General features: G+C 61.0%; 22 protein-coding genes. 10 read left to right on the forward strand and 12 right to left on the reverse strand.

The features are described from left to right. The first annotated feature begins 3 nt into the window (after positions 1 to 3). A complete protein-coding gene (locus AO692_RS05805; protein ID WP_054309074.1) occupies positions 4 to 432 on the forward strand; it encodes a hypothetical protein in 429 nt (142 codons plus the stop codon). 12 nt (positions 433 to 444) lie between these two features. Here AO692_RS05805 and AO692_RS05810 read toward each other — a convergent pair whose 3' ends face one another. Genes AO692_RS05810 through AO692_RS05820 form a run of 3 tightly spaced genes read right to left on the reverse strand, consistent with a single transcriptional unit; the run spans position 445 to position 3,087 of the window. Continuing rightward, complete coding sequence (locus AO692_RS05810) at positions 445 to 1,305, reverse strand: NlpC/P60 family protein (protein ID WP_054309075.1); 861 nt, start codon at positions 1,303 to 1,305, stop codon at positions 445 to 447. A 24-nt stretch (positions 1,306 to 1,329) separates the two neighbouring features. Beyond that, positions 1,330 to 1,680 (reverse strand): MarR family winged helix-turn-helix transcriptional regulator, encoded by a 351-nt coding sequence (locus tag AO692_RS05815; RefSeq protein WP_054309076.1) that lies wholly within the window; start codon positions 1,678 to 1,680, stop codon positions 1,330 to 1,332. A gap of 48 nt (positions 1,681 to 1,728) precedes the next feature. Further along, entirely contained in the window at positions 1,729 to 3,087 is a 1,359-nt protein-coding gene (locus tag AO692_RS05820) for a leucyl aminopeptidase family protein (RefSeq protein WP_054309077.1), read from the reverse strand. A 119-nt stretch (positions 3,088 to 3,206) separates the two neighbouring features. On the opposite strand from AO692_RS05820, the gene AO692_RS05825 reads away from it, so the two are divergent. Next, the gene (locus tag AO692_RS05825) at positions 3,207 to 4,043 is read left to right on the forward strand and encodes a tetratricopeptide repeat protein (RefSeq protein ID WP_054309078.1); all 837 of its coding nucleotides are present in this window, start codon (positions 3,207 to 3,209) and stop codon (positions 4,041 to 4,043) included. 52 nt (positions 4,044 to 4,095) lie between these two features. Here the strand turns inward: AO692_RS05825 and AO692_RS05830 are convergent, their stop codons facing one another. From AO692_RS05830 to AO692_RS05865, 8 genes are all read right to left on the reverse strand, one after another. After that, a complete protein-coding gene (locus AO692_RS05830; RefSeq protein ID WP_054309079.1) occupies positions 4,096 to 5,115 on the reverse strand; it encodes a type II secretion system F family protein in 1,020 nt (339 codons plus the stop codon). Between the two features lie 4 nt (positions 5,116 to 5,119). Further along, entirely contained in the window at positions 5,120 to 6,133 is a 1,014-nt protein-coding gene (locus AO692_RS05835) for a type II secretion system F family protein (protein WP_054309080.1), read from the reverse strand. A gap of 29 nt (positions 6,134 to 6,162) precedes the next feature. After that, positions 6,163 to 7,656 (reverse strand): CpaF family protein, encoded by a 1,494-nt coding sequence (locus tag AO692_RS05840; RefSeq protein ID WP_054309081.1) that lies wholly within the window; start codon positions 7,654 to 7,656, stop codon positions 6,163 to 6,165. Between the two features lie 29 nt (positions 7,657 to 7,685). After that, on the reverse strand, positions 7,686 to 8,969 hold the full coding sequence (locus AO692_RS05845) for a CpaE family protein (RefSeq protein WP_054309082.1): 1,284 nt from the start codon (positions 8,967 to 8,969) through the stop codon (positions 7,686 to 7,688). Between the two features lie 28 nt (positions 8,970 to 8,997). Further along, a complete protein-coding gene (locus AO692_RS05850; protein ID WP_244483264.1) occupies positions 8,998 to 9,651 on the reverse strand; it encodes a CpaD family pilus assembly protein in 654 nt (217 codons plus the stop codon). A gap of 79 nt (positions 9,652 to 9,730) precedes the next feature. Further along, on the reverse strand, positions 9,731 to 11,275 hold the full coding sequence (locus AO692_RS05855; protein ID WP_054309084.1) for a type II and III secretion system protein family protein: 1,545 nt from the start codon (positions 11,273 to 11,275) through the stop codon (positions 9,731 to 9,733). Then, positions 11,272 to 12,087, reverse strand: coding sequence for a Flp pilus assembly protein CpaB (gene cpaB / locus AO692_RS05860; RefSeq protein WP_054309085.1), 816 nt, complete (start codon positions 12,085 to 12,087; stop codon positions 11,272 to 11,274). Before cpaB ends, AO692_RS05855 begins: the two co-directional genes overlap by 4 nt. A gap of 121 nt (positions 12,088 to 12,208) precedes the next feature. After that, a complete protein-coding gene (locus AO692_RS05865) occupies positions 12,209 to 12,727 on the reverse strand; it encodes a prepilin peptidase (protein WP_054309086.1) in 519 nt (172 codons plus the stop codon). 225 nt (positions 12,728 to 12,952) lie between these two features. Between AO692_RS05865 and AO692_RS05870 the strand changes: the two genes are divergently transcribed. The 3 genes from AO692_RS05870 to AO692_RS05880 all read left to right on the forward strand — a co-directional run bounded on the left by AO692_RS05870 (position 12,953) and on the right by AO692_RS05880 (position 14,763). Next, the gene (locus AO692_RS05870) at positions 12,953 to 13,372 is read left to right on the forward strand and encodes a pilus assembly protein N-terminal domain-containing protein (RefSeq protein WP_054309087.1); all 420 of its coding nucleotides are present in this window, start codon (positions 12,953 to 12,955) and stop codon (positions 13,370 to 13,372) included. Positions 13,373 to 13,512: 140 nt separating this feature from the next. Next, on the forward strand, positions 13,513 to 14,118 hold the full coding sequence (locus AO692_RS05875; RefSeq protein WP_054309088.1) for a TadE/TadG family type IV pilus assembly protein: 606 nt from the start codon (positions 13,513 to 13,515) through the stop codon (positions 14,116 to 14,118). 30 nt (positions 14,119 to 14,148) lie between these two features. Then, positions 14,149 to 14,763 (forward strand): TadE/TadG family type IV pilus assembly protein, encoded by a 615-nt coding sequence (locus AO692_RS05880; RefSeq protein WP_054309089.1) that lies wholly within the window; start codon positions 14,149 to 14,151, stop codon positions 14,761 to 14,763. 10 nt (positions 14,764 to 14,773) lie between these two features. On the opposite strand, the gene AO692_RS05885 is transcribed toward AO692_RS05880, so the two are convergent. After that, entirely contained in the window at positions 14,774 to 15,709 is a 936-nt protein-coding gene (locus AO692_RS05885) for a PhnD/SsuA/transferrin family substrate-binding protein (protein WP_054309461.1), read from the reverse strand. 156 nt (positions 15,710 to 15,865) lie between these two features. Between AO692_RS05885 and AO692_RS05890 the strand changes: the two genes are divergently transcribed. The 5 genes from AO692_RS05890 (at position 15,866) to dnaA (ending at position 21,586) form a co-directional block, all read left to right on the forward strand. Beyond that, positions 15,866 to 17,101, forward strand: coding sequence for a phosphopentomutase (locus AO692_RS05890; protein ID WP_054309090.1), 1,236 nt, complete (start codon positions 15,866 to 15,868; stop codon positions 17,099 to 17,101). Beyond that, positions 17,094 to 17,984, forward strand: a complete 891-nt coding sequence (mutM, locus tag AO692_RS05895) for a bifunctional DNA-formamidopyrimidine glycosylase/DNA-(apurinic or apyrimidinic site) lyase (RefSeq protein ID WP_054309091.1) — start codon at positions 17,094 to 17,096, stop codon at positions 17,982 to 17,984. The genes AO692_RS05890 and mutM overlap by 8 nt, the downstream gene beginning before the upstream one ends. A 36-nt stretch (positions 17,985 to 18,020) precedes the next feature. Beyond that, a complete protein-coding gene (locus AO692_RS05900) occupies positions 18,021 to 18,794 on the forward strand; it encodes an enoyl-CoA hydratase (RefSeq protein WP_054309092.1) in 774 nt (257 codons plus the stop codon). Positions 18,795 to 18,961: 167 nt separating this feature from the next. Next, positions 18,962 to 19,228, forward strand: coding sequence for a 30S ribosomal protein S20 (gene rpsT, locus AO692_RS05905; protein ID WP_054309093.1), 267 nt, complete (start codon positions 18,962 to 18,964; stop codon positions 19,226 to 19,228). Positions 19,229 to 20,119: 891 nt separating this feature from the next. Continuing rightward, on the forward strand, positions 20,120 to 21,586 hold the full coding sequence (gene dnaA / locus AO692_RS05910; protein WP_200911709.1) for a chromosomal replication initiator protein DnaA: 1,467 nt from the start codon (positions 20,120 to 20,122) through the stop codon (positions 21,584 to 21,586). Positions 21,587 to 21,657 lie beyond the last annotated feature (71 nt).

The following is a 21,657-nucleotide window of genomic DNA, read 5'->3' on the forward strand; positions in this document are numbered from 1 at the left end:
GCGATGATCACGCATGAAGGTGGCTGCCATTGCGGCAATGTCCGACTGACGTTCACGACCACCACAGCGCCGGATGAAACCGAACTCCGCGCCTGTCAGTGTTCGTTCTGCCGCAAGCACAATTCGCTCGCGGCCTCCGATCCCAACGGCTTGCTGACCATCTCCGTTGGGAATGAGACGCTGCTCTCACGCTATGCTTTCGGGATGAGGACAGCCGAATATCTGGTCTGCCGCGATTGCGGCGTCTATGTCGCGGCCGTCACCACCGATAGCGCCGAGCAGCGGGCGATCATCATCGTCAACGCACTGGACGAGCGCAAGCAGTTCACGCGAGAGCCGCTACCCACAGTCTATGATGCCGAAACCCGCGACGAGCGCATAGCCAGGCGCCAGAGCCGTTGGATGCCGGTAAACTGGGCCGACATACTCTAATCTCTTGGGACGTTATGGTCGCCGAAAGGCGGTAGGGCCGCCATAGAGATAGCCGATGCGGGCAATCGCATCCTTCAATCCCTCTCGCGCCACCGTCATGGTGTGACCATTGGCATGGATCATCGTTTCGGGATCGGTCATGATCGCGACATGACCTTTCCAGAATACGAGGTCACCGCGCTTCAAGCCGGAATGGTCCGGGCCGATCTCGAGAAGCTCACCCAACGACGAAACCTGCATGTCGGTGTCGCGAAGCGCGTCGCGCCCGGCCATGCGCATCGAAAGCTGCACGAGGCCGGAACAGTCGATGCCGAATCCGGAAGCACCGCCCCACAGATAAGGCGTGCCCAGGAAAGTCTCGGCGACCGAGACATAATCCGGCGCATGCTCGCCAACCGGTCGCAGATGGCCAGCGATAACAGCCTCGCCCGAGGTCAGCACGGCATAGTGCGTGCCGCGGGTCTCAGCGGCGCTCGTGACCGTTACGGTCGAGCCCATCGACAACTGCCCGCTGCGTGGAAAGCGCAGGTCCGGCCCCGGATAAACAAAGGTGCGCGGCACCGAGACGATATGGGTGGGCGGCGTGGCTCGTGCGCCCAGCTCCCCAGCCAGGACATAGCCGACATAGCCATCGCGCTCGCCCTGTATCCAGGCCCAGCCATCAACCTCGTCGAACACCAGAACATCGTCGCCGGACAGGAATTGCGTATCGATTCCGGAATCGGCGCGCGGCGCACGGCGCAGATCGACGACCGACGCCGCGATCCGCGCCGGCCTGCCGGTAACGAAGCGCTCGGCCGTCACTTCACCTTTCAGGCGGATATCGGCAAGGTCGGTGCGGAAGGCATGCAAGCGGGCATCGTGGGCAGTCAAAGCGGCAACTCGGCTCTTTGGAAATCAGAGTGGCAAATCATGGGCTTTGACGATGATATCATCGCCAAGCCGCTCGACATAGAGCGCACCTTCCACGGTGCGTTTGACCAGGACGTTGCGCTTGTCGAGTGCGTCGCGGTGACGCGAGACAAGCTTGAGTGCCCCCATCGTGTCCAACGCACGCGTGATGACCGGCTTGGTGACGTCAAGCCGGGTGGCCAGGCCGCGAACCGTGTGCGGCGGCGGGTCGAGATACACGGTGAGCAGGATCGCCAGTTGTCGCGCCGTGAGATCGGGGGCATCGCCGCGCACCTGCGAGAGCATGACTTGCTGCCACAGTCGCAGGGCCTGGCTGGGACGCAGAGCGATCGACATCCGTCCAGCATGACGGAAAATCGTTTCGCGTCCGTTTCAGCCGCCTCCTCAGCCAAAGCGACCGATGATTACCTGTTCCAACGCGCGAATGGCCTGCGCCTCGCCGCCAGCCGGACCATATGGACGCTCGGCTGGATTCCAGGCGAAGATGTCGAAATGCGCCCAACCCGTGGTCTTCTCGACAAAGCGTTTGAGAAACAGAGCCGCCGTGATCGAGCCGGCGAAACTATCGGCGGTGACATTGTTCATATCGGCGATCTTGGACGACAGCTTGGCATCGTACGGCTTCCAAAGCGGCATGCGCCATAGCGGATCCTCCACCGCAACCGAAGCGGCTGAAAGCTCTGCCGCGAGCGTTTCGTCATCCGTATAGAAAGGCGGCAGGTCCGGCCCCAGCGCAACGCGCGCAGCACCCGTCAGCGTCGCCATGTCCACCAGCAGCTGCGGCTGCTCATCGTCCGCCAGCGCCAGCGCATCGGCCAGCACCAGGCGGCCTTCGGCGTCGGTGTTGCCGATCTCGACAGTGATGCCCTTGCGGCTGGTCAACACGTCACCCGGACGGAAGGCGTTGGCCGAGATGGAGTTCTCGACCGCCGGGATCAGAACACGCAGCCTGACCTTCAGGTTGGCGGCCATGATCATCGAGGCGAGACCCAACACATTGGCGGCGCCGCCCATGTCCTTCTTCATCAGAAGCATCGAGGCCGACGGCTTGATGTCGAGCCCGCCGGTGTCGAAGCACACGCCCTTGCCGACCAGCGTCACTTTCGGGGCGCCTTTCGGCCCCCAGGTAAGGTCGATGAGGCGCGGCGCCTCCGCCGAGGCGCGGCCGACGGCGTGGATCATCGGGAAATTCTTCTTGATGAGGTCGTCGCCCTTGGTGACCAAGATATCTGCCTTATGCCGCTTTGCCAGCACGCGGACGGCCTTTTCCAGTGCCTCCGGCCCCATATCACTGGTCGGCGTGTTGACGAGATCGCGAACCAGAAAGACGCCTTCGGCAACGCGGCCGATGCGATCCGCGTCCGCGCCGGCCGGCAACGCGAAACGCAACGCCCTGCCTGGCTTCTTGCCGTAACGCGTGAAGACATAGCCTCCAAGCACCAGGCCCAGGGCGGAAAGTTCCGGATTCGCGGGCGTTTGCGCGAAGTGCCAATCGCCGGCCGGCAGCGCTTTTGCCAGCGAGCCTGTCTGCAGGGCGCCCTCGCCTGAGCCGAACAGCGCGCCACCGATTTCGCCATCCTTTCCGGGCAGCACGAGGGTGCGCCCCGCTTCACCCGAGAACCCGTTGGCCCTGGCCCAGGCGAACGCCTCGGGCGGTAGTTGGGCAGCGTCCAGCCCTTCCTTGCGAACGAGGTGCACAGGCAGCGCCTTGCGGGATTTCTTTGCGACGAGTTCGACCGGCATTTGCTAGCTCCGAAGGCGCCTCGACTCGGCGCTCTTAACCATCCGTTAGGGTTAACAGAATATTTCTCGGCTAGGGAAGACGGCCGGCGCACGGCCCCCGGAAGAATGGAGCCCGCCCCATGCCCATCACCCTCCCCGCCCGCAGGACAGGCAAGCGGTCGATGACAGCCGCGTTGCTGGTCATGCTCGCGGCGAGCGTCGCCGGCTGCGGCACCACCGACCGCATGTCGACCGGCTCGATCGGGCGAGGCACCGGCAAGCCGTTGGAACTGATGTCCTCCGGCGAACTGCGCGATGCGACCGGGCGGCTCGGCCAATCCTACGCCCGCAATCCCAATGACAAGAACATCGCGCTGAAATATGCCATTGTGCTGCAAATGAATGGCGATGCCGACCAGTCGCTGGCGGTGATGCGCAAACTGGCCATCGCCTATCCGAAGGACCGCGACGTGCTCGCCGCCTATGGCAAGGCGCTCGCCGCCAACGGCCAGCTCGAGCCGGCGCTCGATGCCGTGCGGCGCGCGCAGACGCCGGAATATCCGGACTGGAAACTGGTCTCCGCCGAGGGTGCTATCCTCGACCAGCTCGGTCAACGCGACGAAGCCCGACAACTCTACCGCAAGGCACAGGACCTGAAACCGAACGAGCCGACGATCCTGTCCAATCTTGGCATGTCCTATCTGCTCGAAGGCGATCTGCGCACGGCGGAAACCTATCTGCGTTCGGCCACCTCACAGCCAAATGCGGACAGCCGCGTAAGACAGAACCTGGCACTGGCGGTGGGCCTGCAAGGCCGTTTCGACGAGGCGGAAAAGATCGCCTCGCAGGAACTGTCACCCGAACAGGCACAAGCCAACGTCGCCTATCTGCGCCAGATGCTCTCCCAGCAGAATGCCTGGAGCCAATTGAAGGCACAGGACAAAGGCAAGAAGCAGACCGCAACCGCAGTCAACTGACCGCGTCGCGAGCCCGGACTCGTTTCGAGAAATAGCTTCCCGAACGCGGCGGCTACTGCCGTTCGCTCGACTGCTGCTTGTCGCCGAAGATGCCACGCTCGCTGACGGTAATGCCGGCTGGGCCGAGGATGATGGCGAAAAGTACCGGCAGGAAGAAGAGGATCATCGGAACGGTCAGCTTCGGCGGCAGGGCAGCCGCCCTCTTCTCCGCCTCATTCATACGCATGTCGCGGCTTTCCGAGGCCAGTACGCGCAGCGCCTGGGCAACAGGCGTGCCGTAGCGCTCGGCCTGGATAAGTGCCTGGGAAACCGATTTCACCGAATCCAGCCCGGTACGGCCGGCGAGGTTCTCGTATGCCTGGCGACGTTCCTGCAGATAGGAGAGCTCGGCATTGGTGAGCACGAACTCCTCGGCCAGTTCCGCTGATTGCGAACCGATCTCGTCCGAAACCTTGTGCATCGCGGCTTCGACAGACATGCCGGATTCCACGCAGATCAGCATCAGGTCGAGCGCGTCGGGCCAGGCTTTCTGAATGGATTGCTTGCGCTTGGTGGCGCGATTGGAAACATAAAGGACCGGAATATAGAACCCGACATAGGCACCAACGACGCAAACGAACAACTTCACGACGAAAGGTTGCTCTCCGAGGCTGCCGAGCACGAAAACGTAGAAGCCCGCCAGCACCAAACCGGCGAAAGGCAGGACAAGACGGAAGAACAGAAACTTGGTCAGTGGGTTCTGCCCACGGAAGCCCGCCATCTTGAGTTTCTGCAGCGTGCTCTCGTCGGCCAATGCACGCTTCAGGTCCAATCGCTCGACGATGTTGCGCATGCCGATCGACTGTTCTTCACGCAGTCCCTTTCGGCGCCGATCAGCTTCCGCGGCCAGCCGGGCGCGCTGCTTGGCGCGCAGTTCCTCACGCTCCAACGCCACCGATTTCATTCGCGCCTTGAGAGGGTCGCGGGCGAAGGCCGGCAGAAGCGTGAATACGGTGGCAAAGACGGCGATCGCCACAAGGATGGCGATCAGGAATGCCGGATCTGTAAGGGTCTTTATGGTTTGTCCGGTCATCGTCTTACACCTCGATGTTCATCATCCGCCGCATCACAAGGATGCCAAACGACATCCAGACAGCGGAGACGCCCAGCACCAAATGACCCGTGCTGGTGGTGAACAGCGGCATCAGATAGTTCGGGCTGGTGAGATAGACGAGGAAGGCGACGATGAAAGGCAATGCGCCGATGATTGCTGCAGAAGCCTTGGCCTCCATCGACAATGCCTGGACCTTGGCTTTCATCTTCTTGCGATCACGCAAAACCCTCGACAGGTTGCCGAGTGCTTCGGAGAGGTTGCCGCCAGCCTGCGCCTGAATCTGAATGACAATTCCGAAGAAACCCGCTTCCGCGCAAGGCATGGTCTCGGGCATACGCGAGGCAGCATCCGGGATCGACAGGCCCATCTGCTGCGCGTCTACGATGCGACGGAACTCGCTCTTCACAGGTTCGGCCGCTTCATTGGCGATCAGGCGAATGCCGTCGTTGAGCGGCAGGCCGGATTTTACGGCGCGCACGATGACATCCAGCGCATTGGGAAATTCGTTGAGGAAGGCTTTGACACGGCGTGCGCGACGGAACGAGATAAACCAGCGCGGCAGGCCAAGGCCACCGACCAGCACCGCGGCAGGCACCGCAAAGAGCGGTGCGCCGGCGACAAAAACCAACAGGCCAAGCACGACACCACAGATCGCCGAATACACGTAGAAGCGTTCCATCGTCATGGTGAGCCCCGCCTGGCGGATCTGTATCCGCAGAGGGGGACTCTTGATCGTACGCGTGGTTGTCTTCTGCTTCTCGTCGAGATCCTTCAGCGTGTCCTGCAGGGATTTGCGGCGCTTGGCAGCCTCGTTCATCTTATCGCGGGCAGCTTTTACGACCGCGCGGTCGCTCTCCGCCGCCTTGATGACCTCCAGACGCTTGCCAACCTGTTTCTCGGCACTCATGCGGTTGAACATCAAGGCATAGGCGATCGCGCCGGCACTTGTGCCAGCCAGAATGATGAAGATCAGAACGGTGCTGTCGATACCGAACATCGGCAAGTTTCCTCGCGCTTCTGGAATCCTTACTCGGCCCGCTTCTCCATTGCCTCGAGCGCGGCCGCCAGGCGCTGTTCCTCTCCGTAATAGCGCGCCCGGTCCCAGAAATGCGGGCGGCCGATACCGGTCGACACATGCTCGCCGATGAGCCTGCCGTTCATGTCTTCGCCCTTGATGTTGTAGAGGACGAGATCCTGCGTGATGATCACGTCTCCCTCCATGCCGATCACTTCGGTGATGTGGGTGATGCGGCGCGAACCGTCGCGCAGGCGTGCCGCCTGGATGATGACATCCACCGAACCTACGATGATTTCGCGCACCGTCTTCTGCGGCAGCGTGTAGCCGCCCATCGCAACCATGGATTCCATGCGGTTCAGACATTCGCGGGGGCTGTTGGAGTGGATCGTGCCCATCGATCCGTCGTGGCCGGTATTCATGGCCTGCAGCAGGTCAAAGACTTCCGGCCCGCGCACCTCGCCCACGATGATGCGGTCTGGCCGCATGCGCAGGCAGTTCCTGACCAGATCGCGCATGGTCACTTCGCCCTCCCCTTCGAGGTTGGGCGGGCGGGACTCCAGCCGCACCACATGCGGTTGCTGGAGCTGGAGCTCGGCAGAATCCTCGCAGGTGATGACCCGCTCTTCGCGGTCGACATAGTTGGTCAGGCAGTTGAGCAGCGTCGTCTTGCCTGAACCCGTCGAACCGGAAATGACGACATTGCACCGAACGCGGCCGATGATCTTAAGGACCTCCGCACCCTCCGGCGAAATCGCGCCGAAACGGACGAGCTGGTCGAGGGTGAGTTTGTCCTTCTTGAATTTGCGGATCGTCAGCGCGGTGCCGTCGATCGCGAGCGGCGGCGCGATGACGTTGACGCGCGAGCCGTCCGGCAGGCGGGCATCGCAGATCGGCGAGGATTCATCGACACGGCGACCGACCTGAGAGACGATGCGCTGACAGATGTTCAGGAGCTGCTGGTTGTCGCGAAAACGGATGCCGGTCGTCTCCACCCGTCCGTTGACTTCGATGTAGACGTTGCGGGAGCCGTTCACCATGATATCGGCGATGTCGTCACGCGCCAGCAGCGGCTCGAGTGGACCGTAGCCCAGGACGTCGTTGCAGATATCCTCGAGCAGATCCTCCTGCTCGGCAATCGACATCGCGAAATTCTTGATCGCGATGATGTCGTTGACGATATCGCGGATTTCCTCGCGCGCGCTTTCGGGGTCGAGCTTGGCCAGTTGCGACAAATCGATCGTATCGATAAGTGCCGAGAAAACCTGGCTTTTGGTGTCGTAATAGCTCTCGCTGCGCTCACGCGGTGCCCGTTTGGCTTCCGCCGCGATGGATGGGGCTTCTATCGTTCGGCGCACCGGAGCGGCTGCCGATATCGGTGTCTGCTGCGGCGCGATCGGCGCGGATGGACGGGGCGCCACCGCAACCTCCGCGGGTGCGGGCGCGAGCTGCCGGAATTCCGGCGTGGCCCGGCTGCCGTCGTCACTGCCTCTCTTACCGAACATGATCCGCTACCCATTCCGCCCCAAGGCGGTTACTTCTTGTTACGTCTGAGCTTGCCAAGAATGCTGCCGAGGCTCGCTTTTTTCTTCGTCTTGAGTTCGCTGCGGCCCGTCAGCACGTGAGCGATCTCCTTGATCGTGGCGACGACCGGATTCTTGGCATCCATTTCGCCCAGCATACGGCCGTTGTTGGCAGCATTGCCGAACAACAACGGCTCGAAAGGAATGACCGCCATCGGTGTGATGCCGAGCGGCTCGGCGAAGTCATTGGCCGAGATTTCGGGGCGCTTGGGAACGCCAGCTTGATTGAGGATCAGCTTTGGGGCCGGGTCGTTCGGCCGCAGCCGTTTCAGCATGTCCACCATATTCTTGGCGTTGCGCAGGTTGGCCAGTTCCGGCGTCGCGGTGATGACGATCTCATCGGCCTTGATCAGCGTGTTCTTGCTCCAGCCACTCCAGATGTGGGGCACATCCAGGATCAGAAGTGGTGCAGTGCGCTGCGCGGTGTCGATGATCTGGCTGAAAGCTTCGGGCTCGAAATCGTAGACGCGGTCCAGGGTCGAGGGCGCCGCCAGCAGGGAGAGGTGTTCGGCGCATTGCGCAAGCAGACGATCGAGATAGACCTCATCGATACGTTCGGGCGAAAACACCGCTTCGGCGATGCCTTGAGCGGGATCCTGATCGAAATTGATGTTTGCCGTACCGAAGGCAAGGTCCAGATCGGCCACGACGACTTCCGATTTGAACAGCGACGACACGGCCCAGGCCACATTGTGGGCGATCGTGGAAGAGCCGACGCCGCCTTTGGCGCCGACGAAGGCGACGGAACGGCCGATCGGCTCCGCTTCCGGATCAATGAAGATCGAGGCGATGACGGCAACGACATCGGCCATCGAGACAGGAGCGACGACATATTCCGAAATGCCTGAACGGATCAGTTCCCGATAGAGACCGACATCGTTGTAGTGGCCGATCACGACCACCTTCGACGATGGATCGCAGTATTCCGCGAGCTGGCCGAGCTGCTCGAGCATTTCCTTGGGCTCGGCACGCGTTTCCAGAATGATCAGATTGGGGGTTGGCGCCGAATGATAGAAGTCGATCGCTGTCGAAATGCCACCCATATGGACTTTCAGATGGGCCTTGGCCATGCGCCGGTCCTGGCCGGCGCGTTCGATCGGATTGGCCACCCCGTCCGTCTCGCAGAAAGCCTGGACGGAAATACGCGGAACAGGCCGCAACGACTGCATGGCGGAGATGTCCTGATACGAGACGTCACCGTCATCCGCCGATGGATCGTAGGCGAGATTGGTCATGTTCTTTGCCCTCCGCGATCCTCGACCATCAGTAGTTGACTTCGGTGCGCGGCGCCGGCGTGTAGAACGGCGCCTTGCGATATCCGTCGATAACCGCTCCGCGCCGCGTCGCATCGACCGGTGTCTGCTGTCGCGGTCCCAGGAGGTCGGTCGGATTGGCGATCTGGGCGGCGAGGTTGTTCTGATAGGAACAGCCGAAATTGGTGTAGTGTTTGTTCTCGGCCGTATCTGCGATATCTGCCGACCAGCGGCCGCATTTGTCGGTATGCGCCCGCATCGCCGAATAGGTCACGCGCACGGGTGCCGCGACGTCGGCAGCGCCGGCGTCATAAGAAATGAAGGCGATGCGGTCGCGGCGGACACCGTTGGCGGCAGCGACCTTGGCGAAACCGCGCGCGGCCGACTGCGCCGCGATCTCGTTGGCTGAGCCGGACGGCACCGAAATGGTCAGCACCGATGCGGCGTTGCGATCGTAACCGTCAAGGAATCCGAGCAATGACTGGCTTTGCGCACGGGTCATGCCGCGGTCGCTGGCGCCGACAGGGATATCCAGCGTCTTGTCCTGCTGCGAAATCATGATCGGGTGATTGGTGCGATAGTCGTCGGGGATCGCGCCCACCGTGATGCTGTCGCGGTTGGCGCAGCCGCTGAGCAATGCCGCCGCGACCAGCAAGGCCGGCATCGCCAACTTCGTTACACTGCTTCGAAGCGCCGGTTGCGGGGCCTCGATGATAGCCGAGTGAGACATAACCGTTCCCCGCTTATTTGTAGATGAAACCGACGACGCCATGATAGCGGCCGGCGGGTTTGTCGGTCTGCATGGTGCCGTAGACACGGTTGACGCGACCAAGGAACATGCCGGCACCATCGCTGGCGGCGTTGAAATTGTCGTCAGGTTTAGCGAGGTCGTTGCGCGCGACCGGCCGAGCCAGATAAGGCGTAATGAGAATGACCAGCTCGGTCTCGTTGCGGACGAAATCCCGGCTGCGAAACAAAGCGCCGAGCACCGGGATTTTTGAAAGACCCGGCAAACCGTTGACCGCCTGGCGGATGTCGTCACGCACAAGGCCAGCGATCATCATCGAACCACCGGACGGCAGTTCGACGGTGGTATCGGCTAACCGCTTACGGATGGAAAGCAAATTGGCGCCTGGATAATTCAGCCCCGTCGGAAGACCGACGGAACCTTCCGTCGTCGGTTCAGAAACAGAAGTCCTGACTTTCAGACTGATACGACCGGGGGAAAGCACGACGGGCTGAAACTCGAGCCCTATTCCGTATTCGAGTTTCTCGATCGTGTACTTAATGTTATCCCTCTTTCCTTTTGCTCGCTCCTCATTGTCGACAGCAGTGACATCCTGGCCTGTGACGAGATTGAACTCGCCACCAACCCTGAATGTTGCCTTTTCGCCCGAAACTGCGGTCAGGGTCGGCTCAGCCAGCGTTTTCATGACGCCCGCCTGTTCCATCGCATTGATGTAGGCCTGCAGCGATGACGATCCGATTGCGAGACTGGATTGGCTGAGGGGTTTGCCAAGACCTGAAAGGGGGTCGCCGATCGCGCTCCAGCTGATGCCATTGGAGCCGCCGCTGCCCACCATATTGACGCCGAGCTGCTTCATGACCGTTCGGCTCACCTCAGCGACCGTCACTTTCAGCGTCACCTGGTCATCGCCGATGATTTGGATGAGATTGACGATCTGGCTCTTCTGGCGGGTCTGATCGGGATTATCGATATCCACCCCACCGTCGCGAGAACCGCCCACTGCGGTTTGCGAATATTGGCCTGTCGTCGCCTCACCGCCCGTCACGAAGATGGTGGCCAGATCGACCGCGCGCTTGGCGTCGAGCGGTGTGTCGACGGTGCCGGTCAGAACGACGTTGTCGTTGAGCAGTTCCACCTTGACGTCGGAATTCGGAATGAACCGCTTGAGGTAATCCTCGAGACCGGCGACGTCGCGTTCGACAGCCAGATCGAGGCTGACGATCTGCTCGCCATTCGGACCGAAGACGAAGATGTTGGTCTCGCCGACCGCCTTGCCGAAAAGATAGATGCGGCGGGACGTTCGCGTCACGGCATCGGCCACTGCCGGATTGGCCACGAGGATATCGTAAGCGTCGTTGGGCAAGTCGATGACGATCGATTTGTTGAGGCCAAGTTTGACACGCTGGCCGGCGGCCGTGTTGCCGACGCGTGCCTTGCTGCCGGCAGCCTGCGCATCAATCGGGCCCATCGCTTCGGCGCCGACAAGCATGAGGCCGGCGGCGAGGATGGCGGCAAACCGGGATTTGGCGTTCACCCTCATTTCCTTGCTCCCACTTCGGAAACTTCCCCGGATTTGATGAGACGCACCGTGCCGCGCCGTCCGTTGCCCGAGACGAGGTAGTCGGCTTCAGCCGCCACCTTCTCCTGAGTGTCCTTGATCGAGCGCAGCGCAAGCGTCAGCCGGTCCGCCATCTGTTGCGCCACGGTGATGATCTCGGCCTGTTGCGGCGTCAGCTCCAACGTAGCCGTCTGGCCGACACGGGTCTTCTTGCCTTCCTCGTCTTCCTGGATGGTCTGGTCGATCGCCAGGACCCGGATGTTCTTCAGGATGGTTTCGGTGGTGAAGCCGCCACCCCCGCCATTCGCCGGATCGGCCTTTCGCGTCATGATCACGTCGACATAATCGTTCGGCAGAATGAAGCCGCCCGCGGATGTATCCGCGGCGATCGCCGTTGCGACCGCTCGTGTGCCGGGAGGCAGGATAGACGACATGAAACTCTGTCCCTCGCCGATCAGCTTGGAACGACGGACGGGCTCGCCCGCATACATGGCAACGCGGGCGACGGAACTCTTGAGCTTATCGACGGCCTCGGGATCGGCAGCGCGGGTGATGAAATTGGGATTCACGCCGTCAGCGGGCCATGCTTCCCACTTGATGCTGGTTTCCAACGGGCTTCCCATTGAAACATCGGCGCTGAGAACCAACACATCTTCCAGCGCGATCGCCGGCTGCTGGGGTCCGGCCTCGACGATCTGAGGCACCGGCGGAACCGCCATGTTCTTGGCGACATAGCCAGCACCGCCCGCAGCGGCAACAGCCACGCTCAAAATAATCAACCGGGATGCCGGCATCGCCCCATACCACCCTGACAAACCACCTAGCCAAGTCGGACTGTGCGTCGGAAATCGTCAAATTATGGTTAATGGAGTTCTAATTTATTGGTCTGGCGGAAGAGCTCAAAGCGCCGATAAATTAAGCCGAAAGCCTTTCCAGCGCCCACATTGCAAGCGGCGATTCGGGGAATGCGATCAATCCGCCCAAACCCAACGCGATACCGTAGGGCACACCGACTTTTTCGTCAGCGAAATGGCGCAGGAACGCATTCTGACCCGTTATCGCTGCCAAGGGCGATTTCCGATAGGCGAGAATGGCGATCGTCAGTATGCCGCCAAGGATGGATGCAATCACCAGATACTGCAGAAGGGTAAAATTAAACCCCATCCAGACCGACGTGGCAGCGAGCAGCTTGGCGTCGCCGCCGCCCATTCCGCCGAGCGCAAAGAGCGCGAAGGTCACGCTTAAAACAAGAAGGCCGGCCACGAGATGCAGACCAAAGGCTGCCCAATCCATGCCGGTCAGCGGCGCGACGGCCACAAAGGTCACCACCAGCAACGCCGAGACGCGATTGGCGATCGTCATCGACAAAATGTCCGAGATCGCAGCGAACAGCATGCAAAAAGGAAAGACGACAAAGATCAGCGCTATGAGCATGGCCTGACGCACAAAGTAACTTCGATGCGGCAATACCTACTTCAACTGCGTTAAGGATCGATGAGCCAGATCCGGAAAATGCAGCCTTCTATGAGAATGGAGCCAGTTCGGCTTGTCTGCGGGCTAGTGCTCTACCGCAACTGGGTGGCGCTGGAAGGCACTTAACCCTTGGTTCACCAATCTCGTTCATCTTCTTTTTGACTTTTTGCCGTGCCGGAGACCGAGATGTCCGTGTCGAAACCGCTGATCGTGGCCGCGGCATTTGCCGCCGCGATCTTTGCCTTGCCCAGCAAGGCCGAGGTTGGCATCGAGGTTACCATGAACCAGGCCAGGATCGTGAAGCTCCCGCGCGCGGCTGACACGGTTGTCATCGGCAATTCTGCCATCGCCGACGCTGCCGTACAGGATGCCTCGACGATCGTGCTCACCGGCAAGGGTTTCGGTGTCACCAATATCGTGGCGCTCGACAATCAGGGCAGCCCTATCCTCGACGAGCAGGTTACAGTCGTTCGACAGGCTGTCAGTTCCGTGCGCATCTATCGGCGCTCGCAAGTGCAGACCATGTCGTGCACTCCCTATTGCGAGAGCGCGACGAAGACCGACGCCGAGAAGGTTTCCGAGTCGGAAATGAACGCCGGTCAATAGACATCTCGGACGGCGTCCGGTGTCCAGGCTGGTTAAGCGCGGGTAAAGACTTCATCCGTTACTTTAAGGATCAATAAAACGAGCCCTCAACGGGTTTCGTCTAGGCTTCCAGCGGGTTCGGCTTAGGGGTTCCAGGCGTCATGGGGCAGGCAGGCAAACGCGGCAGCGAGAAGCGCGCGGCGCGACGTCGTGGGTTTTTGGGCCGTTTCGCACGCGACCGGCGTGGCAGCACAGCGATCGAGTTCGCGGCTCTCGCCATTCCTTTCGCATTGCTCGTGTTCGCGATCCTGGAAAGCTGCCTTTCCTTCGCCGGCCAGGAGGTGCTGACAAACGCGACGGACGACATCGCACGCCAGTTGCGTACCGGCCAACTAAAGGTTGTCACCGTCGATTCCCTGAAGCAGAAAATCTGCCACGAACTCGAAATCCTGATGGCGAACGAGTGCACAGACCGTCTCAAGGTCGACCTGCGCAAGTATGATTCTTACGTCGAGGCCGCCGGTTACAGCTACAAGATCGCCAACGGTGAGATCGTGCTGATGAAGGGCACTTCGGAAGACCAGAAACAGTTTGTCGCCGAGCCCGGCGGAGCCGAGACGATCAACATGTTACGCGTCTTCTACAAATGGCCGGTCATCACCGACTTCCTGGCAAAATCCATGGCCGGCCTGGACTTCAAGGGCAGCCGCAATTCCACGCTGCATTTCGCCACCAACACTTGGTTCAACGAACCTTACGGCAGTTGATCGGGCACTGCGACCCGCAAAGGAAAAGAGATGCTGCCTCAGGCACTGAAACGACTCGGAATGCTGCGACTGAGAGCAGCCCGCTTCTGCAAGGATCGACGTGGCGTCGCGGCCGTCGAATTTGCTTTTTTGGCCCCCATCTTGCTGATGATGTATTTCCTGACCATGGAGGCGTCGCAGGCAATCGAGACCAATAAGAAGGTCAGTCGTCTCGGCAGCATGGTTGCCGATCTTGTCGCGCAAAATCCCGGAAGCATCGACAAAGCCGCCATCCAAAGCATTATGGATATTGGGCAAACTACGCTGCTGCCATACGCCCGATCAAAGCCTACGATCACTGTCACTGGCCTGCGAGTGGAATCCTCGGCACCGGAAGCTACGGTTGTTTGGTCACGCAAACTGAACAACGGCACTTTCGGTCCCGGCCTCGCCAAAGACAACAAACTCCCGATACCATCAGCACTGGCCATTGAAGGCACATTCCTGGTCAAAGTGGACAGCAATCTGACCTATGAACCACTGATCGTCTGGGTAGCGGGCGGCGAGCAACTGGGCCTGCTCAATACATTCAAAACCATCAACATGGGCGAAACCTATTTGCTGCGTCCGCGCACGGTCTCGCAGCTCACCTGCTCGGACTGCTAGGCCTGGACCATCATTCCCGGCCCCGCACGGGATCCCGCAAGCTGGCGCGCATGATCCGTGTCGCCGCCTCATAATCCTGATGCGCCACAGCCACGAACCCACCCGAATGCCAGGGTTCCAGCAGATTGTACGTTTCAGGCGTTTGGCCCTTGAGATTGACCAGAAAGACACGGAGCCTCCGCTTGGCTTCCGGATCGAGACTTTTCAGCACGGCATGGGGGCCGTAGCGCAGCAGATTGGATCTCCAGATCACCTGCAGTGAGCTTTCCGGCACGCCAGCTTCTTTCAGTCTTGCGATCGTACCGCCGGTCTCGCTGTCATCAGCGCGAGACGTCGCCCAACCGAATACGGCATCGACCTTTTTCTCCGCCAGCATCGCTTCCGCAGCCGAGACGGATGACACGCGTTCGAGAAATGGACTGGCTTGCGAAAGGGAAACCTGGTTCGGCGTGAGGTCCGCCAGCGGCAGCAGCCAGCCCGCAACACTTTCCGCAGGACCGACCGCAATACGATGCGCGGTCATGGCTTGCAGCGATGGCACCTTCCCATCCCGCGTAATCAGGAGCGAACGGATGCCGACAGCACCATCGCCATCCGTCGGCGCGACGAGAGGCTCCACACAACCGCAACGTTCGGATGCAGTCGTATAGGCGAGCGCGGAATAGATCGCATATTCGACACGGCCGGCTGACTGCGCCTCGATCAGGGTCGCGTAGTCCGGCGCCACCAGAAACTCGACGTTCATGCCAAGCGCCATGGAATAAGCCTTGGTCAAGGCTGAGAGGCCGGGCACCGTGTTTCCGGCGCCTGGTTCAGCGATCATGCCGATGCGGAATGTGCCGATGTCGTCACGCCAATCGGCGCGCGCGTACGAGATGGCGGTCGCCAGAGCCACGGTGACGACCGCCGTCTTCCAAAGGCTCAAGACGCAAGAATAACGGGACATCGACGTGGAACCGATCATCTTCCAAAGTTTCGACCGGCTTCGCCAGGAAGCCGTTGTCGGCTATTGTCGACGCAAGCCGTTGCCGTTTGGTTTCCGAATTGCCAACGCCGTTGTGCAATCCTATGTCTTGGCCGACAAACAAACCGACAGGCTCGAATGGCGCGCGCTTTCATCTTCGTTCTGGATTCCTTCGGCATCGGCGGTGCTGCCGACGCCGAGAAATACGGCGATGCCGGTGCCGATACTTTCGGCCATATCGCCGAGGCCTGCGCCAAGGGCAAAGCCGACCGCGAAGGCTTGCGCAGCGGCCCCCTCGCGGTGCCCAACATGGCTGCACTCGGCCTCGGTCGCGCCGCCAGGACGGCTACCGGCTTCACCTTCCCAGAAGCGGCTGCCAACGAGGGCACTTTCCATGGCGCAGCGCAGGAAGTTTCCAGCGGCAAGGACACACCGTCCGGCCATTGGGAGATTGCCGCACTGCCCGTCCGTTTCGACTGGGGCTACTTTCCAGACACCATACCGACCTTCCCCGCCTCGCTGACCGAAGCGATGATCCGTGAAGGTAAGGTGCCGGGCATCCTCGCCAACCGGCACGCATCGGGTACCGGCGTGATCGAAGAGTTTGGCGAGGAACACATCCGCACCGGCATGCCGATCTGCTACACGTCCGTGGATTCCGTGCTGCAGATCGCCGCGCATGAAGAGCATTTCGGGCTCGAACGACTTTATGAATTCTGCAAGGTCGTGCGGCGACTGGTCGATCCGCTGAATATCGGGCGCGTCATAGCCCGCCCCTTTGTCGGCGAAACGGCAGCCACGTTCAGCCGTACGCCCAACCGTCGCGACTTTTCCGTACCCCCGCCCGAATACACGCTTCTCGACCGGCTGACGGAACGCGGCAGCCAGGTCCTCGCCGTGGGCAAGATCGGCGATATCTTTGCCCATCGCGGCGTTTCGGAAGTGCGCAAGGCCGCCGGTAATATGGCGATGTTCGACAAGGCACTTACCGCCATCGACGATGCCGGAGACGGCGATCTTGTATTCGCCAATTTCGTCGACTTCGATACCGAGTTCGGTCATCGCCGTGACGTGGCCGGCTATGCAGCAGCGCTGGAAGCCTTCGACAAACGCATTCCTGAGGCCTTGGCCAAGCTGCAGCCCGGCGACCTCTTCATCCTAACCGCCGACCACGGCAACGATCCGACCTGGCGGGGCACGGACCACACGCGCGAGCGAATCCCGGTGATTGGCATTGCTCCCGGCCTCAAGGGTGGCGACATCGGGCTCAGGCCAACTTTTGCCGACATCGGAGAGACGGTGGCTGAACATCTCGGCCTGGCGCCCGGCCGCCATGGCACATCCTTCTTGGCCGAGCTTGGTGGCCATGCCTGAGCTTCCCGAGGTCGAAACCGTCCGGCGCGGACTGCAGCCGGTCATGGAAGGCGCCCGTATCACGACTGTGGAAGCCCGCCGCCCGGATCTGCGCTTTCCGTTTCCCGAGCGTTTCGTTGAACGGCTGCAAGGCAGGCGTATCACCGCGCTCGGCCGACGCGCCAAATACCTCACCGTGCATGTCGAGGACGGTCCGGTGTTGATCTGCCATCTCGGCATGTCCGGCTCTTTCCGCATCGAACAGCCAGACGGCGCAGAGACCCCCGGCGACTTTCACCACGTACGCTCGAAGGCCGCTGCGCACGACCATGTCGTGTTCCATCTCGAGCCGGCCGCCGGCGGCGAGGCTCGTGTCGTTTTCAATGATCCACGTCGCTTCGGCTTCATGCTGTTCGGCGAAGGTGCCGCCAGCGAGCACCCCATGCTCAAAGACCTCGGTATCGAGCCAACCGGCAATGCACTGGACGGTCCCCTGCTTGCTTCCTTGTTCGAAGGCCGCAAAACGCCGCTTAAAGCAGCGCTGCTCGATCAACGGCTGATTGCGGGCCTCGGCAATATCTATGTCTCGGAAGCGTTGTGGCGTGCCAGCCTGTTGCCGACGCGCGCCGCCGGCACGATTGCCGGCACCAGCAGGAAAGCGAAGGAGCGGAGCGCGAAGCTGGCCGAGGCGGTGCGCTCGGTCATCGCGGACGCAATTGCCGCCGGCGGCTCGTCGCTGAAAGACTATGTACAGACCGACGGTTCCCTGGGTTATTTCCAGCATTCCTTCGCGGTCTATGACCGCGAGGGCGAACCGTGTTCCAAGCCGGGCTGTGGCGGCCATATCGAACGGATCGTACAAAGCGGCCGCTCCACCTTCTATTGCCGCTCCTGCCAGGAGTAGGTTAGACGGGTCTCACCGCAACGAGGAGACCGAGCCATGGCCTATGAAACCATCATCGCCGAAACCCGCGGCAAGGTCGGGCTGATCACGCTGAATCGGCCGAAGGCACTGAATGCGCTGAATTCGCAGGTGCTCGCCGATATCCTCGACGCGGTGAAGGTCTTCGAAACCGATACCAATATCGGCGCCGTGGTCATCACCGGGTCCGAAAAAGCTTTCGCCGCCGGTGCCGACATCAAGGAGATGCAGACCAAGACCTATGTCGAGGCCTTCACGCAGGACTTTTTCGTGGGCTGGGAGGAACTCACGCGCGCCCGCAAGCCGATCATCGCGGCGGTGGCCGGCTACGCACTGGGTGGCGGCTGCGAGCTTGCCATGATGTGCGATTTCATCATCGCCGCCGACAACGCCAAGTTCGGCCAGCCGGAAATCACGCTCGGCGTCATGCCCGGCATGGGCGGATCGCAGCGGCTGACGCGTTTCGTTGGCAAGTCCAAGGCCATGGACATGGTGCTGACGGGGCGCATGATGGACGCCGCGGAAGCAGAGCGCTGCGGCCTCGTCTCACGCATCGTGCCGGCGGCTGAACTCGTCGACGAGGCATTGAAGGCTGCAGCCAGGATCGCCGATTTCTCCCTGCCGGCCGTGATGATGGCAAAGGAAGCGGTGAACCGCTCCTACGAGACGACGCTCGCCGAAGGTCTGCGATTCGAAAGGCGTGTTTTCCATTCGATGTTCGCACTCGATGACCAAAAGGAAGGCATGGCCGCGTTCGCCGAGAAGCGAAAGGCCAATTTCACCAACCGCTGAAGCCGCAAATGCATGGAAAATGCGTAATGGCGGCGTTGACGCGCAGGAAAAGCTGAACTATAAGCCGCCACGACTGAGGCGGCCCCATGGCTGCCCATTTATTTTTTGCGCCCTGCAGTATACCGCAAGCGCTCACCATAGAGATACATAGATAAAAGAGAGGCAGTATGGCCAATACCTCGTCGGCCAAGAAGGCTACGCGCAAGATCGCCCGCCGTGCGGCGATCAACAAGAACCGCCGTTCGCGCGTGCGCACTTATGTGCGCAAGATGGAAGAAGCGCTGGCCGCTGGCGACAAGGTTGCTGCCGAGGCCGCTTTCAAGGACGCTCAGCCGGAATTGATGCGCGCCGCCACCAAGGGCGTGCTGCACAAGAACACGGCCTCCCGCAAGGTTTCGCGCCTTGCTCAGCGCCTGAAGACGCTGTCGGCCTAAGCCCCACTAGGCGTCACGAAATTCTGAGAACCCGGCGCTCATGCGTCGGGTTTTTTCGTTTGCCGGCAATGACTTGAAATGAACGTTCGATAACTGCCGCAACGGCAGTTATTGAACATGACGGGAACTTTTGCCGGCATCTTTGTTCCGGATACGCCACTTTTACCGCAGCCTCATTCCTCTCGGCATAAATAATCATTTAACTTCAGTGTGTTAGCAAAGATCCGGGCGGGATTTTCCACAGCTTGTCCACATCGTCAGCCGGGCTTCAGGAAGAACTCAATGTCAAGCGATTTTTTAAAAATTATTTCGCGCCAGCTACCCTTTTTCATATTCGCCGGAAAAGGGTTTGAATCACAAGAACTTTGCCTAGGGAGGCACGCGTAAGGGCGCTGAAATGCCCCTCGATGGTAACCAGATTCGTTAAAAATCCGTTAGACGCGGCCTTGCCCTTTCCACAGCGATTTCTGTAATGTCTGGTCATCGAGAGGGGCGGGCCGTTAGGCTCTCGACCTAGCCCAAAAACAGGCAAAATCTGCAACGCGGGAGCAATTCCGCGAACGGCTAGGTCTGTCCTTTCGATGCGTAGTGGGGACCGGGGTTAACAGGGCATGGCAGGTCGGACGTAACTGGCATTCAGCCAGATGGGTTCGTTTGTCTTGTCGTCTCGGATTGCATTGCTGGGGGCTGTTTGCCCCTCTCCTGCGCTAGACCGCGTTTCCGGCCAGCGGCGGCTGGAACCGTGGGAGGTATAGATGCCGGGAGAAGGCTGCGAAGATCGGCCCGCCGGTGCAAGTCAGACAAGGAACGAGGATCTAAATGATACACGGTGGCACAAACAGGGAGCTCGGCGGCTTTCCTTTTTCCGGGGACATCGTCGGAGAAGGCGCCATGGCTGCAGGTAACGAGGCAGAGCAACGTTTCGAGCGCATCAGGGCACAGTTGAAGGCGCGCCTCGGCAGCGAGGTCTATTCGAGCTGGTTCGGCCGCATGAAGCTTGTGGAGCTTTCCAAGGGCGTCGCCCGCATGTCGGTGCCGACTGCTTTCCTGCGCTCCTGGATCAACGGCCACTATCTCGACGTCATCACCGAGCTGTGGAAGCAGGAGGAAGCCGGTATCCTCAAGGTCGAGGTGGTGGTGCGCAGTGCCACGCGCCACACCGCCCCGGAACTGGAAACCGCGCCACTGCGCAAGGTCGCCAAACAAGCGCAGACCACGCTGTCTTCCGGCACCACATTGGGCGCCGGCAAGCAGGAACGTGCCCCGCTGGCGCGCGGCGCGGCTGCCGAGCCGGACTTCCGCCAGAACGTGCTCGGCTCCCCGCTCGACCCTCGCTACACTTTCGGCTCGTTTGTCGAAGGCCCGTCGAACCGCGTGGCTTTCGCCGCGGCGCGTGCCGTTGCCGAGTCCGCTTCGAGTGCCGTGCGCTTCAACCCACTGTTCCTCCATGCCACCGTGGGGCTGGGTAAAACACATCTTCTGCAAGCGATCGCAGCGGAATCGCTGCGCCACAATCCGAAGTCGCGCGTCGTTTATCTGACCGCCGAATATTTCATGTGGCGTTTCGCCACCGCTATCCGCGACAACAATGCGCTCACCCTCAAGGAGCAACTGCGCGATATCGACCTGTTGATCATCGACGACATGCAATTCCTGCAGGGCAAATCGATCCAGCACGAATTCTGCCACCTCATCAACATGCTGCTCGACAGCGCCAAACAGGTGGTTGTTGCCGCCGACCGGCCGCCGTCCGAGCTGGAATCGCTGGAGCCGCGCGTTCGCTCGCGCCTCAATGGCGGGGTAGCGCTCGAAATGGCCGCGCCCGACTACACCATGCGGCTCGCCATGTTGAAGCAGCGTCTGGCTACCGCCAAGCAGGACGATACCTCGCTCAACATCGCCGACGAGATCCTCGACCATGTCGCCCGCACCGTGACAGGCTCCGGCCGTGAGCTGGAGGGCGCCTTCAACCAGTTGCTTTTCCGGCAGTCGTTCGAGCCTCAGATCACCATCGACCGCATCGACGAGATTCTCGGCCATATCTACCGCACAGGCGAGCCCAAACGCGTGCGCATCGAGGACATCCAGCGCATCGTGGCGCGTCACTACAATGTCTCGAAGACGGAACTCCTGTCGAACCGGCGCACCCGCACCATCGTCAAGCCGCGGCAAGTGGCGATGTATCTCTCCAAGGTGCTCACTCCACGCTCGCTGCCGGAAATCGGCCGCAGGTTCGGCGGCCGCGACCACACCACGGTTCTCCACGCTGTCCGCAAGATCGAGGACTTGTCGGGTGCCGACAACACGCTGGCGCAGGAGCTCGAACTGCTCCGCCGGCTGATCAACGACCAGGCTTGACGAGCCGGGCGGCAACGAAGCCGCCCCGCATCCGCCGTTATCCCCGACAAAGCCCGCGGAACCGCTTGTTG

Origin of the sequence: Mesorhizobium sp. 1M-11 (assembly GCF_001303895.1) — a bacterium.
Classification (GTDB): Bacteria; Pseudomonadota; Alphaproteobacteria; order Rhizobiales; family Rhizobiaceae; genus Mesorhizobium.

Excerpts from the sequence above, each read along its gene's own strand:
- AO692_RS05900 (WP_054309092.1), top strand. The coding sequence starts at position 18,021 with ATGGCCTATGAAACCATCATCGCCGAAACCCGCGGCAAGGTCGGGCTG.
- AO692_RS05855 (WP_054309084.1), bottom strand. The coding sequence starts at position 11,275 with ATGAGGGTGAACGCCAAATCCCGGTTTGCCGCCATCCTCGCCGCCGGC.
- rpsT (WP_054309093.1), top strand. The coding sequence starts at position 18,962 with ATGGCCAATACCTCGTCGGCCAAGAAGGCTACGCGCAAGATCGCCCGC.
- AO692_RS05820 (WP_054309077.1), bottom strand. The coding sequence starts at position 3,087 with ATGCCGGTCGAACTCGTCGCAAAGAAATCCCGCAAGGCGCTGCCTGTG.
- AO692_RS05850 (WP_244483264.1), bottom strand. The coding sequence starts at position 9,651 with ATGCCGGCCTTGCTGGTCGCGGCGGCATTGCTCAGCGGCTGCGCCAAC.
- AO692_RS05825 (WP_054309078.1), top strand. The coding sequence starts at position 3,207 with ATGCCCATCACCCTCCCCGCCCGCAGGACAGGCAAGCGGTCGATGACA.
- AO692_RS05880 (WP_054309089.1), top strand. The coding sequence starts at position 14,149 with ATGCTGCCTCAGGCACTGAAACGACTCGGAATGCTGCGACTGAGAGCA.
- AO692_RS05845 (WP_054309082.1), bottom strand. The coding sequence starts at position 8,969 with ATGACCAATCTCGCCTACGATCCATCGGCGGATGACGGTGACGTCTCG.
- AO692_RS05805 (WP_054309074.1), top strand. The coding sequence starts at position 4 with ATGATCACGCATGAAGGTGGCTGCCATTGCGGCAATGTCCGACTGACG.
- AO692_RS05830 (WP_054309079.1), bottom strand. The coding sequence starts at position 5,115 with ATGACCGGACAAACCATAAAGACCCTTACAGATCCGGCATTCCTGATC.
- AO692_RS05835 (WP_054309080.1), bottom strand. The coding sequence starts at position 6,133 with ATGTTCGGTATCGACAGCACCGTTCTGATCTTCATCATTCTGGCTGGC.
- AO692_RS05890 (WP_054309090.1), top strand. The coding sequence starts at position 15,866 with ATGGCGCGCGCTTTCATCTTCGTTCTGGATTCCTTCGGCATCGGCGGT.
- AO692_RS05870 (WP_054309087.1), top strand. The coding sequence starts at position 12,953 with ATGTCCGTGTCGAAACCGCTGATCGTGGCCGCGGCATTTGCCGCCGCG.
- AO692_RS05885 (WP_054309461.1), bottom strand. The coding sequence starts at position 15,709 with ATGTCCCGTTATTCTTGCGTCTTGAGCCTTTGGAAGACGGCGGTCGTC.
- dnaA (WP_200911709.1), top strand. The coding sequence starts at position 20,120 with ATGGCTGCAGGTAACGAGGCAGAGCAACGTTTCGAGCGCATCAGGGCA.
- cpaB (WP_054309085.1), bottom strand. The coding sequence starts at position 12,087 with ATGCCGGCATCCCGGTTGATTATTTTGAGCGTGGCTGTTGCCGCTGCG.
- AO692_RS05865 (WP_054309086.1), bottom strand. The coding sequence starts at position 12,727 with ATGCTCATAGCGCTGATCTTTGTCGTCTTTCCTTTTTGCATGCTGTTC.
- AO692_RS05815 (WP_054309076.1), bottom strand. The coding sequence starts at position 1,680 with ATGTCGATCGCTCTGCGTCCCAGCCAGGCCCTGCGACTGTGGCAGCAA.
- AO692_RS05840 (WP_054309081.1), bottom strand. The coding sequence starts at position 7,656 with ATGTTCGGTAAGAGAGGCAGTGACGACGGCAGCCGGGCCACGCCGGAA.
- AO692_RS05875 (WP_054309088.1), top strand. The coding sequence starts at position 13,513 with ATGGGGCAGGCAGGCAAACGCGGCAGCGAGAAGCGCGCGGCGCGACGT.
- mutM (WP_054309091.1), top strand. The coding sequence starts at position 17,094 with ATGCCTGAGCTTCCCGAGGTCGAAACCGTCCGGCGCGGACTGCAGCCG.